Origin of the sequence: Gottfriedia sp. NPDC057948 (assembly GCF_042887255.1) — a bacterium.
Taxonomy (GTDB): domain Bacteria; phylum Bacillota; class Bacilli; order Bacillales; family Bacillaceae_G; genus Gottfriedia.
Map to the genome: position 1 here is coordinate 76,236 of NZ_JBHVPN010000004.1, position 15,820 is coordinate 92,055.

The 15,820-nt window shown below is 31.6% G+C and carries 19 protein-coding genes; 15 read left to right on the forward strand and 4 right to left on the reverse strand.

Translation table 11 applies throughout. The features are described 5' to 3' along the window. Positions 1 to 387 precede the first annotated feature (387 nt). On the forward strand, positions 388 to 1,323 hold the full coding sequence (locus tag ACFVRR_RS08800) for a M14 family metallopeptidase (protein ID WP_387327181.1): 936 nt from the start codon (positions 388 to 390) through the stop codon (positions 1,321 to 1,323). An 86-nt stretch (positions 1,324 to 1,409) separates the two neighbouring features. Here ACFVRR_RS08800 and ACFVRR_RS08805 read toward each other — a convergent pair whose 3' ends face one another. Beyond that, complete coding sequence (locus ACFVRR_RS08805; protein ID WP_098428838.1) at positions 1,410 to 1,586, reverse strand: DUF2759 domain-containing protein; 177 nt, start codon at positions 1,584 to 1,586, stop codon at positions 1,410 to 1,412. Between the two features lie 156 nt (positions 1,587 to 1,742). Between ACFVRR_RS08805 and ACFVRR_RS08810 the strand changes: the two genes are divergently transcribed. Further along, positions 1,743 to 2,369, forward strand: a complete 627-nt coding sequence (locus tag ACFVRR_RS08810) for an MBL fold metallo-hydrolase (protein ID WP_387327185.1) — start codon at positions 1,743 to 1,745, stop codon at positions 2,367 to 2,369. Positions 2,370 to 2,380: 11 nt separating this feature from the next. Continuing rightward, positions 2,381 to 3,511 carry an SAM-dependent methyltransferase gene (locus ACFVRR_RS08815; protein WP_387327187.1) on the forward strand — a complete coding sequence of 377 codons (1,131 nt, stop codon included), beginning with the start codon at positions 2,381 to 2,383 and terminating at the stop codon, positions 3,509 to 3,511. A gap of 29 nt (positions 3,512 to 3,540) precedes the next feature. On the opposite strand, the gene ACFVRR_RS08820 is transcribed toward ACFVRR_RS08815, so the two are convergent. Beyond that, the gene (locus ACFVRR_RS08820) at positions 3,541 to 3,783 is read right to left on the reverse strand and encodes a DUF2626 domain-containing protein (RefSeq protein ID WP_387327189.1); all 243 of its coding nucleotides are present in this window, start codon (positions 3,781 to 3,783) and stop codon (positions 3,541 to 3,543) included. A 349-nt stretch (positions 3,784 to 4,132) separates the two neighbouring features. Between ACFVRR_RS08820 and comGA the strand changes: the two genes are divergently transcribed. From comGA to ACFVRR_RS08865, 9 genes are read left to right on the forward strand one after another with little or no spacing between them, the layout of a single operon-like run. Continuing rightward, positions 4,133 to 5,194: a competence type IV pilus ATPase ComGA gene (comGA, locus tag ACFVRR_RS08825; RefSeq protein WP_387327191.1), complete on the forward strand. Its 1,062-nt coding sequence runs from the start codon at positions 4,133 to 4,135 to the stop codon at positions 5,192 to 5,194. Continuing rightward, positions 5,187 to 6,230, forward strand: coding sequence for a competence type IV pilus assembly protein ComGB (gene comGB, locus ACFVRR_RS08830; protein ID WP_387327193.1), 1,044 nt, complete (start codon positions 5,187 to 5,189; stop codon positions 6,228 to 6,230). The genes comGA and comGB overlap by 8 nt, the downstream gene beginning before the upstream one ends. Before the next feature lie 11 nt (positions 6,231 to 6,241). Then, the gene (gene comGC, locus ACFVRR_RS08835) at positions 6,242 to 6,538 is read left to right on the forward strand and encodes a competence type IV pilus major pilin ComGC (RefSeq protein WP_088010965.1); all 297 of its coding nucleotides are present in this window, start codon (positions 6,242 to 6,244) and stop codon (positions 6,536 to 6,538) included. Then, the gene (gene comGD / locus ACFVRR_RS08840) at positions 6,504 to 6,977 is read left to right on the forward strand and encodes a competence type IV pilus minor pilin ComGD (RefSeq protein WP_141437834.1); all 474 of its coding nucleotides are present in this window, start codon (positions 6,504 to 6,506) and stop codon (positions 6,975 to 6,977) included. Before comGC ends, comGD begins: the two co-directional genes overlap by 35 nt. Next, positions 6,964 to 7,293 carry a hypothetical protein gene (locus tag ACFVRR_RS08845; protein WP_387327196.1) on the forward strand — a complete coding sequence of 110 codons (330 nt, stop codon included), beginning with the start codon at positions 6,964 to 6,966 and terminating at the stop codon, positions 7,291 to 7,293. The genes comGD and ACFVRR_RS08845 overlap by 14 nt, the downstream gene beginning before the upstream one ends. Next, on the forward strand, positions 7,274 to 7,708 hold the full coding sequence (comGF, locus tag ACFVRR_RS08850) for a competence type IV pilus minor pilin ComGF (protein ID WP_387327198.1): 435 nt from the start codon (positions 7,274 to 7,276) through the stop codon (positions 7,706 to 7,708). The genes ACFVRR_RS08845 and comGF overlap by 20 nt, the downstream gene beginning before the upstream one ends. Then, positions 7,677 to 8,081, forward strand: a complete 405-nt coding sequence (locus ACFVRR_RS08855) for a hypothetical protein (protein ID WP_387327201.1) — start codon at positions 7,677 to 7,679, stop codon at positions 8,079 to 8,081. Before comGF ends, ACFVRR_RS08855 begins: the two co-directional genes overlap by 32 nt. Positions 8,082 to 8,094: 13 nt before the next feature. Next, positions 8,095 to 8,619 carry a shikimate kinase gene (locus ACFVRR_RS08860; RefSeq protein ID WP_387327204.1) on the forward strand — a complete coding sequence of 175 codons (525 nt, stop codon included), beginning with the start codon at positions 8,095 to 8,097 and terminating at the stop codon, positions 8,617 to 8,619. Between the two features lie 22 nt (positions 8,620 to 8,641). After that, positions 8,642 to 8,851 (forward strand): YqzE family protein, encoded by a 210-nt coding sequence (locus ACFVRR_RS08865; protein WP_387327206.1) that lies wholly within the window; start codon positions 8,642 to 8,644, stop codon positions 8,849 to 8,851. A 119-nt stretch (positions 8,852 to 8,970) separates the two neighbouring features. Here ACFVRR_RS08865 and ACFVRR_RS08870 read toward each other — a convergent pair whose 3' ends face one another. Both ACFVRR_RS08870 and ACFVRR_RS08875 read right to left on the reverse strand, forming a co-directional pair. Continuing rightward, positions 8,971 to 9,777, reverse strand: a complete 807-nt coding sequence (locus ACFVRR_RS08870) for a YqhG family protein (RefSeq protein WP_097978536.1) — start codon at positions 9,775 to 9,777, stop codon at positions 8,971 to 8,973. Further along, complete coding sequence (locus tag ACFVRR_RS08875; protein ID WP_097978537.1) at positions 9,764 to 11,449, reverse strand: DEAD/DEAH box helicase; 1,686 nt, start codon at positions 11,447 to 11,449, stop codon at positions 9,764 to 9,766. The genes ACFVRR_RS08870 and ACFVRR_RS08875 overlap by 14 nt, the downstream gene beginning before the upstream one ends. A 357-nt stretch (positions 11,450 to 11,806) precedes the next feature. Between ACFVRR_RS08875 and gcvT the strand changes: the two genes are divergently transcribed. From gcvT to gcvPB, 3 genes are read left to right on the forward strand one after another with little or no spacing between them, the layout of a single operon-like run. Further along, complete coding sequence (gene gcvT, locus ACFVRR_RS08880; RefSeq protein WP_387327209.1) at positions 11,807 to 12,910, forward strand: glycine cleavage system aminomethyltransferase GcvT; 1,104 nt, start codon at positions 11,807 to 11,809, stop codon at positions 12,908 to 12,910. 26 nt (positions 12,911 to 12,936) lie between these two features. Beyond that, complete coding sequence (gene gcvPA / locus ACFVRR_RS08885) at positions 12,937 to 14,322, forward strand: aminomethyl-transferring glycine dehydrogenase subunit GcvPA (protein WP_387327212.1); 1,386 nt, start codon at positions 12,937 to 12,939, stop codon at positions 14,320 to 14,322. Beyond that, a complete protein-coding gene (gcvPB, locus tag ACFVRR_RS08890) occupies positions 14,294 to 15,751 on the forward strand; it encodes an aminomethyl-transferring glycine dehydrogenase subunit GcvPB (protein WP_387327215.1) in 1,458 nt (485 codons plus the stop codon). The genes gcvPA and gcvPB overlap by 29 nt, the downstream gene beginning before the upstream one ends. The last annotated feature ends 69 nt before the right edge of the window (positions 15,752 to 15,820 follow it).

The following is a 15,820-nucleotide window of genomic DNA, read 5'->3' on the forward strand; positions in this document are numbered from 1 at the left end:
AACATTAATTAAACCAAAACTAATCAATTGAATTTGTTTTTCTAAAAGTTAGCTTATAATTTTTTAACTTCTGAAAAAAACATTTCTAGTGTTATTGTAATCATAAAATTGCTCAAAAAAAGAAATATCATGTTACTTTCCACTACAGGATGCTTGCCTTTAAGTGTAGAGAGATTTTGTAGCTACCTTGCCACATTTGTCCTGCAAGTCTTTTAGTCCCATCTCTCAGCCATTCTGCTAATCCCACAAGAGCCCGAAACTTACGAAGCTTTAATAATTTAATATGACTATGTTAAAACGCTAAATAAAGCACTTCCTAAACGAAAGTGCTTTTCTTTATTTTAATTACATACAATTAACTAGAAAATAACTGATGAGGTGAAAATTTTGTATAAAAACAATCGGCCATTATCCTTTCATCCAAGAAGATACGATTTTAATGAACTTTCAAAAGATATTAGTTTATTAGTACAAGAATTTCCTTTTCTTCGTCTAAATACGATTGGAAACAGCGTTTTAAATCAGCCTATATATGAGATTCAAATTGGAAATGGACATAGAAAGGTACATTGGAATGGATCGTTTCATGCAAATGAATGGATTACAACTTGTGTAATCATGAAAATGCTATTTTGGATATGTAACACTTTAACAACTGAGGAGTTGCCATTTCATAAAGAATTAGTAGCTTTATTTAATGAGAATACGTTGTCGATTGTCCCTATGGTGAATCCTGATGGGGTAAATTTAGTTATAAATGGAACTGTTGAACATAGTGATTATATGGAATTTGTTCATAAAATTAACGAAGGAAATGATGGGTTTACTGGATGGAAAGCAAATATAAGAGGTGTTGATTTAAACAATCAATTTCCTGCACATTGGGAGTTTGAAAAAGAAAGAAAGAAACAAAAAACATTCTCTCCTAGAGACTACCCAGGAGATGCTCCATTAACTGAACCAGAAACAATCGCTATGAGTAATTTAGCAGTTGAAAGGAAATTTGATCTTCTTTTGGCTTTGCATACTCAAGGTAAAGAATTTTATTGGGGCTATGACAATCTTGAACCGCCTATCTCGGAAGTCTATGCCAATTATTTTTCTAGAATCAGTCCGTATAAGGCAGTAAAAACAATTGATAGCCATGCAGGTTATAAAGATTGGTATATACAAGAATTTAGAAAACCAGGATTTACACTTGAATTAGGTAAAGGAATAAACCCATTGCCACTTTCTATGTTTGAATCCATTTTTTCCGAGACGTTTCCAATTCTGTTAGCATCATTATTTAATTTAGAAAATATCCAAGCATCTCTTAAATAAAAAAGCTGACAATTTTGTCAGCTTTTTTATTTAAGTAACATGTTTTCTATATGTAGAAAATAGTCCGTTACATAAAGAAATAAATATTATAAGTGCGCTGGTGGATAACCGTTATGTAAAATTGTCATAATGGCAAACCAACCAAATAAAACTAATGTAGCGCCAGACCAAAAAACGGCTAAAAAGTTCTTCTTCTTTAATGATCCTAATAAAGCAGGAACACTTAGAATAGCTACTAGTATAAAAATAATAACTGTACCCATTGTAAACCCCCTATAAATTTCGTCAAGCAACCCCTGTTTGCTATCACATCATTATTATTGTAAAACTTTTGCGAACAATTGTCTATTTGAAATTAAGTGCTAAAACAAAATTATGATATAGTATTATATAGATTAAAAAGAAAGCAGGGTATGAATATGAATGTTTTACAATTACCACTAGGTCCATTACAAACTAATTGTTATATCTTAAGTAATGATATGAATGAAGCAGTTATTTTTGATCCGGGCGAAGAAGCACATGTTATCTTTAATGTTATTGAAGAAAATAAATTAAAGCCATTAGCAATTCTTTTAACCCACGCTCATTTTGATCATATTGGGGCTGTTGATGATGTGCGTGATGAATATAATATACCCGTTTATATTCATAAATATGAAGCAGATTGGCTAACAGATGGACAAAAAAATGGTTCTGAGTTATTTATGAGAAATCAATCAATTTTTGCAAGGGAAGCAGATCACTTGATTGAAAAAGAAGGTAAAATGGAAATTGGTCCTTTCTTATTTTCAATTTTTGAAACTCCAGGCCATTCACCAGGCAGTGTTTCATTTTATTGTAAAGAAATAAAGACAGTATTTTCTGGTGATGCATTATTTGAAGGAAGCATTGGACGAACTGATTTACCTGGAGGGGATCACGATCAGTTGATTAGAAGTATAAAGGGTAAGCTTCTTTCTTTACCGGATGATGTCGTTGTATGTAGTGGTCATGGAGAATCTACAACGATTGGTGATGAGAAAAGATATAATCCATTTTTATAATAGGTAATTTGATGAAAAACATAATTATTAATGCAATAAATAACAGAAAAAAAGGTTTTATTACATACGAACAATTTATTTCTTTAGTGCTGTATGATCATGAAAAAGGTTATTATCAAATGGCAAATGAAAAAATTGGACGAAAAGGTGATTTCTATACTACAAGCTCAGTAGGTTCAGTATATGGAGAAGTAATTGCAGCATCATTTTGTCGGTTTGTTAAGAATAACCTAATCCAACCTTTTTTTATTGAAGTTGGTGGTGGAAATGGCAGATTCGCCGCAGCCTTCCTTTCGTACTGTGAAAAAAAAGAGCCTGAAATTTATCATAATTTAACTTACTATCTTATCGATGCAAGTAGGTATCATCGTAAATTACAAAAAGAATTATTGGCGAACCATTTGAATTGTAAATACTTCTCAAATATAGTAGAAATTGGGCAAATCAAAAATGGAATGATATTTTCAAATGAATTGTTTGATGCTTTGCCTGTTCGAGTAGTTGAATTTAATCAAAACGAATGGCATGAGGTAGTAATTGTAATTGATGGACAAAATAATCTGAAAGAAAATCTTGTTAATATTCAAGATCGTGAAATTAGTGATTTTCTAAGTAGATACAAATTTGTTGGTATGGATGGGCAAAGAGTTGAAATTCCTGTTGGTATGGAAAAAGTTTATGACCATTTACAATCGAAAATTAGTAAAGGAATCATTTTAACTGTTGATTATGGTTTTACGAGAGAAGAATGGGATGCACCTCATCGAATTAAGGGAAGCTTGCGCGGTTATTACAAGCATGAAATGAAATCAAATATACTAGAGCATTTAGGGCATATGGACATTACAACTCATATTCATTGGGATGAATTAAAAAAGTTCGGATTACAAAATCATATCGAAAATCTATACTTTTCTAATCAAAGAGATGCAATATTAGATTTTGGTATTTTAAATTGGCTTATCCCGCATGCTCAGTCAAATCCATTTTCAAGCGAATATAAACAAAATAGGGCTGTACAATCTTTAATTATGCCTGGGGGAATAAGCGATTCCTTCCAATGGCTATTACAAACAAAAGGTATGTCAACAAACGATCTTACTAAGTTGATTGAATTGATTTCATTAAATGAATACAAATAAAAAAACCAGTCATATGACTGGTTTTTCTATTACTCACTAAAGCCTGGTACTAATAAGAAAGTACTATAATATGTAAATCCAATAAAGAACACAGTTAAGTATGCGCCAAAGATATAGATGTACATACGCTCAGAAAGCTTTAGATAGCCTAATACTACGAAAAATGCTGTTTGACATGCAAAAATAAGTGCAGCTGCTGACATATGTCCAACATAGAACATTACCGTAAATATAGCTGTCCAGAATCCTAGAACGCGGAACATTCGATCCATCCTAAATCCCCCCATAAAAAATTTCTACCCATTCATTATTATAAAATAAGAAAGTTACAATTGTAAACAATGTATTAATACAATTCTAAATTGATTCTAGAGATAATGAAATAAACCATATCTGATATTATTTTTCTTATTTAATAATTTTCTATACATTGATTTGAAAATATACTTTTTGTTTTATGTTATAAATTTGATTTTCTTGTACGTTATTTCGGTAAATTAACTTTAGTTTGTAAAAAAAATTTAGCTAAATTTAATATTTGCGCTTAGTTAGCAAATTTTTAAGATTTGATAGCTGAGGGAAACAAAAATATAATTACTCATATAGAAAGGGGGACTAAAAATGGTATCAGTAGAAACAATGGTCGAAGAACTTCTAAAAAAAGCTTGCCATTTTGGGGCATCGGATATTCATTTATTACCAAAAAAGGATGATGTACAAATTTTTTTTCGTGTGGATGGTGAGTTGAAACTGATTCAACGAATAAATAAAGAGGAGTCTAAGAGGATCATCATGCATTTGAAGTTTTTAGGAAGTATGGATATAGGAGAAATTAGACGACCACAGACTGGAATTTTAGTTGTTAACATTAATGAAATTTTATTATCACTTCGCTTGGCCACTTTACCAACGATTATTGATGAATCTATGGTTATTCGTATTCATCCCCAACAAAAAATTGCTCCAATAGAAAGTCTTTCTTTATTCCCATCTACAACTCGTAAGCTTTTGTCTTTATTACATCATTCACATGGGCTAATGATGTTTACAGGTCCAACAGGCTGCGGGAAAACAACAACGCTATATTCCTTATTACAGTCAGCTAAAAAAGACATAGCAAGAAATATTATCACTTTAGAGGATCCGATTGAAAGGAAATCTGACGAATATTTTCAAGTCCAAGTTAATGAAAAAGCAGGTTTAACATATGCAACTGGATTAAAAGCTATTCTTCGGTCTGATCCAGATATAGTAATGGTAGGAGAGATTAGGGATGAAGAAACTGCGAAAATTGCCGTTCGGGCAGCATTGACCGGTCATTTAGTATTAACGACAATTCATTCTAATAATACAAAAGGTGCATTATATCGAATGTTAGAGCTTGGAATTCCAAAGGAGGAACTATTTCAGGCAATGGTTGCTATCGTTTCACAAAGATTAGTTCCAATAAAATGCCGTTTTTGTGAAGGGGATTGTGAACCAAATTGTTTTGTAAATCGAAATCACAGAAGATTAGGGGTATATGAATTGCTATATGGGAATGCTCTAAATTCGGTTATTAATGAATTTAGAGGGATACAAGAAGAAGTTCAATTATCTACTTTAAATGATCAACTCATAAAAGGTTATGCATTAGGTTTTATTGATAACAAACATTTGGACCGAAGTATAATCTATGGTTAAATTTTTTAATAAAAGAAAATTAACTTATATTGAACAGGCTAAGTTATTAAAAATATTAGGAGAACTTTTACAAAAAGGTTATCCTTTAATTCAAGCAATTGAATTCTTAACGATTCAATTCCCAGATGACCTAAAAGAATTGATTTATAAAGCTAAAATAGCCTTGGTGGAAGGAGGAACTTTCATCGATTTTGCTAAAATGCTTGGCCTTCATCAAGATGTGCTCGTTTACTTGTATTATGCAGAAAAGCATGGTGATTTGTCCTTAGCGCTAGGTGAAGGCAGTTATATGCTTACAAAAAAGATTCAACATAGAGCTTACATAAGAAAAATCATGGGATATCCTATTTTTTTAATCACAATATTGTTGCTAATTTTGTTTTTGTTTAGAAATATAATCATTCCTCAATATGAAATGCTATTTTCAACATTCCATTCTAATCAGAACTCTTTTATTTTCATCTATCTTCAAGTTATAAAAAAATTACCTTCAATTATGTTTTCTTCCCTTTTCCTAATTGGTTTGACCGTCTATGGATACTTATTTGCAATTAATAAATTAAATTCAATCGAGAGGATGGATAAATTAATTCAAATCCCGTTGGTTAGGAAGTATTTAATTACGATGAATACTTATGAATTTTCAATGCAGTTAAGCATATTATTACATGCTGGTTTTCCCATAGTTGATGCACTAAAAACAATGCAGAATAATGATAGTAGGGCATTTATTAAAGAAAAAGCAGTAGTTTTCTACAATCAAATATTAAACGGAATTTCTATGCAAGAAGCATTTAAAAATGAACGTGCATTCCATAGAGATATAATATTTGTGATTGAACATGGGATGAACAATAGTACCCTTAGTAAAGAACTTGCTGATTATGCTGATTATTTAAAGGAGAGTATAGAAGCTTATTTTCACAGATCGATAAGGATCATTCAACCAATTATTTTAATCTTAATTTCAACAAGTATTCTATCACTGTATATAGCCATCTTGTTTCCTATGTTTCAATTGATGAACAATATCTAGGAGGAGTTAGTTTGAATGAAAAAGGATTTACGCTAATTGAAATGTTAATTGTTTTATTTATCATTTCACTTCTTTTATTACTAGTGATACCAAATTTAGGAAAACAGCAACAATCGATTCAAACGAAAGGATGCTCTGCACTTCAAAAAATGGTTCAGTCAAGTGTTGAATCATATCGATTAGAAAATGAACAATTACCTGAGAGTTTATCAGTCTTAAAAGAACAGGGCTATATAACATCATATAAATGCAATAATAAAGTTGAATTATCGTATGACAAAGCAACTGGAACCGTATCAATACCTTAAAAAAAGGGTGGATAATTCGTTTGGTTTTACATTTGTTGAGATGTTATTAGTCCTTTCAATAATGATATTGTTATTAATTTTACCGATCAATCAAGTTAGGAAGATTGAGGATGAACAAAAGTTAACATTATTTATTCAAATGCTTCAAAATGATATTTTTCTTGCACAAAGGAACGCAATAATAAAACAAATTCCTACTAGGATTATCTTTTATCAAAATAAATATGAAATGGAAGATAATTTACTAAATCCTCCTGTAGTCATTCGGAATTTTGACAAATCAATTAAGATAACTAACCTTACGTTAAAACCTCCATTAAGATTTAACTCCGATGGTAATATCTCAAGCTCTGGAACGATTTCAATTAAATATAAAAAAGCTGAATATATCGTTACTTTTTATTTAGGAAGTGGTCGATTTAAATATGATCGGAAATGAAAAAGGATTTACATTTATAGAAGCAGTTATTTCTTTAAACTTACTAATTATTTTTTGTATTATGATCGTTCCTTCAATGTCATCATTTTTACAAGAAAAAGATAACATAACGATTAGCCATATGGCAGATGACTTATTAACAGATATGGTTCATCTTTATTTTATGAACAGAGAAGATTTTAAAGAGGGCTTCTATACAAAGAATGGCAGAGAGTTTTTCGTAATAATAAACGCTAGAAATAATTTTAATTCGATTTGTGTTACTTGGACTGATCGAAAAAAGGAAAGTGAAATATGTGAAGAAATTAAAGAATGAAAAAGGGTTTACTTTACTCGAAACACTTTTTTCACTTGTTTTATTTTTAATGATTATTTCTATATCCACTTCAAGTATAAAAAGCTTTGTTAAACGAAATTACAGTTATGAATCCGTAAATAGGTTAGAATTAGATAATTTTATAAAAGAAGTTCAAAAAGAGGCAAACAAAAGTATAGGTTTTACAGTTCATTCCGACCTTCTTCTTTTTGAAGAGTTTAATCAAGTTACTGTTAGTTATCGAAAATATGCAACGATTATTCGGCGACAAAGGCTTGGATTAGGACATGAAATCGTACTTCAGAATATAAGGGATATAAAGTTTGAACAAATAAGTGAAAGGCAAATCCTAGTAAAAGTAATTGATTTAAATGGTGGAATTTATGAAAAAACTATTCGGATGTTTATCAATTAAATTTAAAATACTTGGTGAAAATGGAGTGTATTTACCTTACACGATCTTTATGATAAATATTTTACTAATTTTTTTTCTAATACAAATAGATATTTTTCATTCGTTCAATACCTTTTATTCTTATACGAGAAATCAAAACAAACTAGACCGGGTACATTCACAAGCAATTTACGATTTAAAACATGGTAATTTACCACTTCAAGGAAATACAGTAAAGTATTATAATAATACAAAAATTATATTGAATACTTATTTAGTTGCAAATGATGAATATCATGTAACTTTAACTAGTAGTAATTCAAAAATAAAAAAATATGTAGTTCAATTTAAATATAATAAAAGTACAAATCAAGTATCGGATTGGATCGATTAATTTGGAGGATGAAATGGAATCAATTTATTTAGTAGGATTTATGGGGTGTGGTAAGACGACTGTTGGAAAGGAATTAGCTAAAAGAGTAAATAAAAAATTTATTGATTTAGACGAGGAGATTGTTTCTCAAACAGGCAAAAGCATACCAGAATTGTTTAATGAGTTTGGTGAAAGCGGTTTTCGCGATATAGAAACACAAGTATTAAAAAATTTACCATCAAAAAAAATGATCACTTCAACAGGTGGTGGAATCATTCTTCGTGATGAAAACATTGGATATATGAAAGAAACTGGCAAAATAATTTATCTTGAAACTCCAATTGACATAATATACGAAAGAATCCATTTGGATTCTAACCGACCAAATGCTGTAAATCGAACGATTGAAGAACTAAAGGAACTGTTTCAAAAGAGAGAATCACAATATAAAAAAGCAGATTATGAAATTTCAACGAATAATTTAACACCATTTGAAATTGCGTTGGAAATCATTGACTGTTTAAATTATTCAAAAGGAGGAGATAGTAGAAATAAGTGATAAGAAAGTAAGGTGATTTCTATTGAAAACAAATGATTATGTAAAATATATGACAGAACAATTTATTAATTATATCGATCAACCAAAAGAAAAACGTGATTCAATAAAACAAGAAAAAGAAGACTTGAAGGCCCCATTTTCTACTAACATGTTTGGAATGTTACCATTAAGTCTAGCTTTATTAATGAAAAAAGTTCAAAATCGTAAAGACAAAGAAAAGAAAAGTATTTAGTTAATAAGACTGATTTCAAATAAAGAAGTCAGTCTTTATTTTTTTTAGTAGAAAGAAAAGGAGAGAGGAACAATCTCTTAGATATCCCTCTTTCCCTAATCCCCACATAAAAGCCTCTTTTAATTTAACTTATTCATTGTGTTTGGTGATAGATAAAAAAGCCCACCATTAATTGCATCAACATGAATAATTGGTTCGTAAAGTTCTTTCAGTGCATTGAATTCAACATGGTAATTTTCAGGTTTTTCTTCATCAGCTTCATAAAATTGATTTAATAAATCTAAATCATGTTGCCATCTATTCCTTGCTTCTTCAGCCCATAACGTATCTTCTTTTTCAATTATGTTTCGAAGTAATTGTTCCATTCGATTTAAACCACTTATTGGTTTTATCAAAGGTGACATGGAATAACAAAAATCAGGTATTTTAGAGTTGAATTGGATTTTTTCAAGTTTTGTATGAAAATCTTCAATAATTCTTCCGGAAATTAAATGGATTCCAAAAGAATATAAATAATCTTTTTTATGATCACAAGTAAAAGAAACCTGATAGTTAACAGCTAACCAAGGGTGTAATGCAATTTGTTGGCCCATAGGTGCTTTTGTGTCTTCATAAAGTCTAATTGACTGTCCTAGATCATTAACGATTGAGAAAATTTGGTGAAGGCGGGGCGAACCAAAATGAATTTGTTCACCTTTAAGATCTTCAGGTGCATTATCACTATCTGTAATCAGTGTTAACTTCATAGGATTTGGGATACCGCCTGTTTTTTCTAAATAATGCCAATAGAAAGGGCGATTCATTAATTTTTTATCCATCTCAATTGTCAATTGTATTTCTAAATATGTTGGTGTTTTCTGTAGAATTTCACAATCATTATGTCTGAAAAAGTATTCGATATAATCATGGATTTCATGTTGCTGCATAACTATCACCTGCTTGTTTATGTTGCTGTAATTGAATGATTGATGTTAAATTTTCCATTTTAATTTTCATTTCGCCTTCAGTTTTAGAGTGAATAAATATTTCATTCATATGAGCTTCAAAATCTTTATAAGGAATTCTAGTTAGAATATCATCCAGTTCACCAATGACACGCTCAAATAAATTGATTTTTTCATAAAGTAGTCTTAGTATGTGTTCTTCAATTGAGCCAACGGTCGCAAAGTTATAAATACTTACATCCTCTGTTTGTCCAAGTCGATGTATACGTCCTATTCTTTGTTCTAGCCTCATAGGATTCCAAGGAAGGTCATAATTAATCATATTTGAACAAAATTGTAAGTTAATACCTTCACCACCAGCTTCGGTTGCTATTAGCACCTGTACACGATTTTTAAATAATTCTTTCATCCAATCTTTCTTACCTCGTTTAAAACCACCCCGAAATGGTACAGATGTAATACCGTTTTGCTTTAATAACCATTGCAAATACAACTGTGTTGCACGATATTCAGTAAAAATAATTACTTTATCATTTATTTTTTTAATTAGTTCAATTACTTTATTTGCTTTTGAATTAGACGTAATTTGATTAATTTGATGAAAAATTTTCTCGATATAAGGATCGTTAATATCAATATTTTCTTTTTCAAATCTTTGAAGCATTTTTTTCATTGATACATAAACAGCTTCACGACTACTACAAGCCTCACGCTTAAATGTTAAAAAGGAGAATGCTGAGGTTACCCCAGTATATTGTGATTTCTGCCATTCATCGATTAAATCATAAAGCTTTTGTTCTTCTTCATTAAAATTAATTAATACTGTTTCTACCTTTCGCTTTGTCCACTCGATGCCTGTATCTTGTCTACGATTTCGAACCATTACTTTTCCAATTAGTTCTCGTAATAAGTCTTCATGCTCTAGTGAGCGGTTCTTAGCAGAAAAATATTCTTCAAAACTAGATTTATTACCTAAATGGCCAGGTTTTAATAAAGAAACTAAATGGAAAATTTCTTCTATGTTATTTTGAACTGGTGTAGCAGTAAGCAGTAAACAATATTTCTTTTTAAGATGTTGTACAAACTCATAGTTTTTTGTTTTATTATTTTTAAGTTTATGAGCTTCATCGATAATGACGAGATCATAGTTGATACCTAATATTTTTTCTCGATGAGGATCTCTTTTTGCGGTATCAATAGATGATACAACAACATCACAGCTATCCCAGACATAGTTCTTTTTTTGTTGTGCGATTGCTGGAATATGAAATTTTGTATTTAATTCAAAGGTCCACTGTGATACAAGTGATGCAGGAACTAGTATAAGTACCTTATTAACTAAACCACGAATCATGTATTCTTTTAAAATTAAACCTGCCTCAACTGTTTTACCTAATCCTACTTCGTCAGCTAAAATTGCTTTTCCATTCATTTTTTCAATTACAGTCGTAGCTACATCTAATTGATGAGGAAGTGGCGTTAAATTTGGTAAATGAGTAGGAGCAATCATACCTGTAAAAGATGGAATTGCTAATTTTGTAGAAGTATGATAGGCAAGCTTATAATTCTCCCAATTTGACCATGGTCCATCATTCTCAAGCTTATCTATGAACTCTTCTTGCCATTCTGTATGGAATTTAATCTCAATTGACATGTAAACCTCACCTATTTCATTTTTATATTGGTTAATCATGAACGTTATAGTGAAATAACTGCTATAATGTTCGTTGTTTTATTTATAAAAAAATTCACTTTGATATTGCTGAAACTTGTCGTTTAATGTTAGGATAATAGTGTAGAAAAAAGTAAAAATTTATTATTCTTTTATTAAACAAAAAACTCTTATTGTTAAGAAAAAACAGTTAACTAATATAGTTTGATAATATTTTCTTGTTTTCTACTAGTTTTTCCGAAAATATACAAAATATGTAAATTATTTAATGGTTAGCTGGACGAACTATTAATTTAGTTTTCCAACATGCTAGCATGTAGATAAGGGGGAAATGGCTACATGACGACTTTATTACGCACACCATTGTTTGAAGATTACAAAGTTTTAGGTGGTAAAACAATTGATTTTGGTGGCTGGGAGCTACCTGTGCAATTTTCGAGCATTAAAGATGAACACGAAGCTGTTCGTACAGCAGCTGGTTTATTTGATGTTTCACACATGGGAGAAATTGAAGTAACTGGTAAAGATAGTCTTAAATATTTACAAAAAATGATGACAAATGATATTTCAAAATTAAATGAAGAAGGCGCATTATATACAGCAATGTGCTATGAAAATGCTGGAACGGTAGACGACTTACTAGTTTATAAGTATAACGATGAACACTATTTATTAGTTGTAAATGCGTCTAATATTGAAAAAGATTTCGCATGGTTAATTTCACATGTTGAAGGTGATGTAAAAGTAGTTAATAAAAGTAATGAAGTTGCACAATTAGCTCTTCAAGGGCCAAAATCTGTTGCAATTTTACAACGTTTAACGAATGAGAACGTTGCTGATATTAAATATTTTACTTTCAAAGATAATGTATTAATTGGTGATTTAAATGTTTTAGTTTCACGTACAGGCTACACAGGTGAAGATGGATACGAATTATACTTAGCTGCAGAAGATGCTTCTAAGCTTTGGACTTTACTTTTAGAAGCAGGTAAGGAAGACGGTTTAAAACCATGTGGATTAGGTGCTCGTGATACACTTCGTTTCGAAGCAGCTCTAGCATTATATGGTCAAGAACTAACTAAAGACATTACTCCATTAGAAGCTGGTATCGGCTTTGCTGTGAAATTAAATAAAGAAGAAGATTTCTTCGGTAAAGAAGTTCTGAAAAATCAAAAAGAGCAAGGTGTACCTCGTAAACTTGTTGGAATTGAAATGATTGACAAAGGTATTCCAAGAACTCACTATCCTGTATATGTAAACGGGGAAGTAATTGGTGAAGTAACAAGTGGTACGCAATCTCCAACATTAAAGAAAAATATTGGACTTGCATTAATCAAATCTGAATTTTCTGCTTTAGGTACTGAACTTGAAGTTGAAATTCGAAATAAAAAATTAAAAGCAGTAGTAGTTTCAAAACCATTTTACAAAAGAGAGAAGAAGTAACTAGGGGGAGAAAGGGGATTACCTTAATGCATCGTTATTTACCAACGACAGAGCAAGATCGTCAAGAGATGTTAAAAGTAGTAGGTGTTTCATCAGTTGATGAATTATTTAGTGATATTCCTGAAAAAGTTCGATTTAATGGATTATTAAATATTAAAAAAGCAAAATCTGAATCTGATTTATTAAAAGAATTAACTGAATTAGCTAATAAAAATGCCAATTTAAAAGAGTATGTATCTTTCTTAGGAGCGGGTGTTTATGATCATTACTTACCAACTGTTGTAGATCATGTAATTTCACGTTCAGAGTTCTATACAGCTTACACTCCATATCAACCTGAGATTTCTCAAGGTGAACTTCAAGCAATTTTTGAATTCCAAACAATGATTTGTGAATTAACAGGGATGGATGTAGCAAACTCGTCAATGTATGACGGTGGTACTTCTTTAGCAGAAGCAACTACTTTAGCAGCAGGTCACAATGGTAAAAAACGTATTTTAGTATCAAAAGGTGTTCATCCACAATCACGTGAAGTTATCTTATCTTATGCTAAAGGTCAACACTTAGAGGTTGTTGAAATTGGCATTAAAGATGGAAGAACTGATATTGAAGAATTAAAAAATGAAATGAATGACAATGTAGCATGTGTTGTTGTTCAATATCCTAACTTCTATGGACAAGTAGAAGAATTAGCTGAAATCGAACCAATTGCACATACTGGTAAAAGTTTATTCGTTGTTTCAAGTAACCCATTAGCATTAGCAGCTTTAACTCCTCCAGGAGAATTTGGAGCAGATATCGTTGCTGGTGACGCGCAAACATTTGGTATTCCTACTCAATTTGGTGGACCTCACTGCGGATACTTTGCAACTACTACTAAATTAATGCGTAAAATGCCAGGTCGCTTAGTTGGTCAAACTGTTGATGGTGAAGGTCGTCGCGGATTTGTATTAACACTTCAAGCTCGTGAACAACATATCCGTCGTGATAAAGCAACTTCAAATATTTGTTCTAACCAAGCGCTTAATGCATTAGCAGCTTCAGTTGCAATGACAGCTCTTGGAAAAAATGGTGCTGTAGAAATGGCAATGCAAAATATTGTTCGTACTCAATATATGAAGAAAAAATTAATTGAAAACGGTATCTCAGTTGTATTCCAAGGTGCTGCATTCAACGAACTTGTAATTGACGTAAAACAAAACGTATCTGAAGTCAATAAACAATTATTTACTAAGAAAATTATCGGTGGTTATGACTTAGCTAAAGTTGAACCTACTATGGCAAATCACATGCTAATCGCAGTAACTGAATTACGTTCTAAACAACATATTGATACATTTGTAGAAGAATTAGCATTATTAGTAGACGGAAAGGGGATTCAACATGCTGAAGGATCAACCGTTAGTTTTTGAGATAAGTAAAGAAGGTCGTATAGCATATAGTCTTCCTACAATGGATGTAGAAGAAATTGATATTAATGAAGTTATTCCAAGTGCGTATATTCGTAAAGAAAAAGCGGAATTACCAGAGGTTTCTGAATTAGATTTAATGCGCCATTATACTGCGTTATCTAAACGTAATCATGGTTTAGATTCAGGGTTCTATCCACTTGGGTCATGTACGATGAAATACAATCCAAAAATCAATGAAGCTGTAGCACGTTTCGCAGGTTTTGCACATATTCATCCACTTCAAGATGAATATACAGTGCAAGGTGCTCTTGAATTAATGCATGAGCTTCAACAAGAATTAAAAGAAATTACTGGTATGGATGAAGTAACGTTACAGCCAGCTGCTGGTGCACATGGTGAGTGGACTGGATTAATGATTATCCGTGCTTATCACGAAAGCCGCGGTGACTTCAACCGTACTAAAGTAATCGTACCTGACTCTGCTCACGGTACAAACCCAGCATCAGCTACTGTAGCAGGCTTTGAAACAATCACTGTTAAATCTAATGAAAAAGGTTTAGTTGACCTTGACGATTTACGTCGTGTAGTTGATGAGAATGTTGCAGCATTAATGCTTACAAACCCTAATACATTAGGTCTTTTCGAAGAAGATATTTATGAAATCTCTGAGATCATCCACGCTGCTGGTGGTAAAGTTTACTATGATGGAGCAAACTTAAATGCTGTATTAAGTAAAGCTCGCCCAGGAGACATGGGATTTGACGTAGTTCACTTAAATCTTCATAAAACATTCACTGGTCCTCACGGTGGAGGTGGTCCTGGTTCTGGTCCTGTTGGAGTTAAAGCAGATTTAATTCCTTACTTACCAGCACCAATTGTTGAGAAGGTTGGAGATGAGTACGTATTAAATTCAGACCGTCCAGAAACAATTGGTCGTGTTAAACCTTTCTTCGGAAACTTTGGAATTAATGTAAGAGCATATACTTATATTCGTTCAATGGGTCCTGAAGGATTAAAACAAGTAACTGAAGATGCGGTACTAAACGCTAACTACATGATGCGTCGTTTAGAGCCTCATTTCGATCTACCATTCGATCGTCATTGTAAGCATGAGTTCGTTTTAAGTGGAAAACGTCAAAAGAAATTAGGTGTTCGTACTTTAGATATTGCTAAACGCCTATTAGACTTTGGTTACCACCCACCAACAATCTACTTCCCATTAAACGTGGAAGAGTGTATCATGATTGAACCAACTGAAACAGAATCGAAAGAAACTTTAGATGCGTTCATCGATGCAATGATTACAATTGCTAAAGAAGCTGAAGAAAATCCAGAAATCGTTCAAGAGGCTCCACATACAACTGTTGTAAGTCGTCTTGACGAAACTTTAGCAGCTCGTAGACCTGTATTACGTTATATTAAAGCATAAATCAAAAAGTTCCCTCATCGAAGGGAACTTTTTTTATGGATATATTTCTGAATAGTAATATAGAATCTA

Coding starts and splice junctions, on each gene's coding strand:
- ACFVRR_RS08805 (WP_098428838.1), bottom strand. CDS start 1,586: ATGGGTACAGTTATTATTTTTATACTAGTAGCTATTCTAAGTGTTCCT.
- ACFVRR_RS08810 (WP_387327185.1), top strand. CDS start 1,743: ATGAATGTTTTACAATTACCACTAGGTCCATTACAAACTAATTGTTAT.
- ACFVRR_RS08815 (WP_387327187.1), top strand. CDS start 2,381: ATGAAAAACATAATTATTAATGCAATAAATAACAGAAAAAAAGGTTTT.
- ACFVRR_RS08820 (WP_387327189.1), bottom strand. CDS start 3,783: ATGGATCGAATGTTCCGCGTTCTAGGATTCTGGACAGCTATATTTACG.
- comGA (WP_387327191.1), top strand. CDS start 4,133: ATGGTATCAGTAGAAACAATGGTCGAAGAACTTCTAAAAAAAGCTTGC.
- comGB (WP_387327193.1), top strand. CDS start 5,187: ATGGTTAAATTTTTTAATAAAAGAAAATTAACTTATATTGAACAGGCT.
- comGD (WP_141437834.1), top strand. CDS start 6,504: ATGACAAAGCAACTGGAACCGTATCAATACCTTAAAAAAAGGGTGGAT.
- ACFVRR_RS08845 (WP_387327196.1), top strand. CDS start 6,964: ATGATCGGAAATGAAAAAGGATTTACATTTATAGAAGCAGTTATTTCT.
- ACFVRR_RS08855 (WP_387327201.1), top strand. CDS start 7,677: ATGAAAAAACTATTCGGATGTTTATCAATTAAATTTAAAATACTTGGT.
- ACFVRR_RS08860 (WP_387327204.1), top strand. CDS start 8,095: ATGGAATCAATTTATTTAGTAGGATTTATGGGGTGTGGTAAGACGACT.
- ACFVRR_RS08870 (WP_097978536.1), bottom strand. CDS start 9,777: ATGCAGCAACATGAAATCCATGATTATATCGAATACTTTTTCAGACAT.
- ACFVRR_RS08875 (WP_097978537.1), bottom strand. CDS start 11,449: ATGTCAATTGAGATTAAATTCCATACAGAATGGCAAGAAGAGTTCATA.
- gcvT (WP_387327209.1), top strand. CDS start 11,807: ATGACGACTTTATTACGCACACCATTGTTTGAAGATTACAAAGTTTTA.
- gcvPA (WP_387327212.1), top strand. CDS start 12,937: ATGCATCGTTATTTACCAACGACAGAGCAAGATCGTCAAGAGATGTTA.
- gcvPB (WP_387327215.1), top strand. CDS start 14,294: ATGCTGAAGGATCAACCGTTAGTTTTTGAGATAAGTAAAGAAGGTCGT.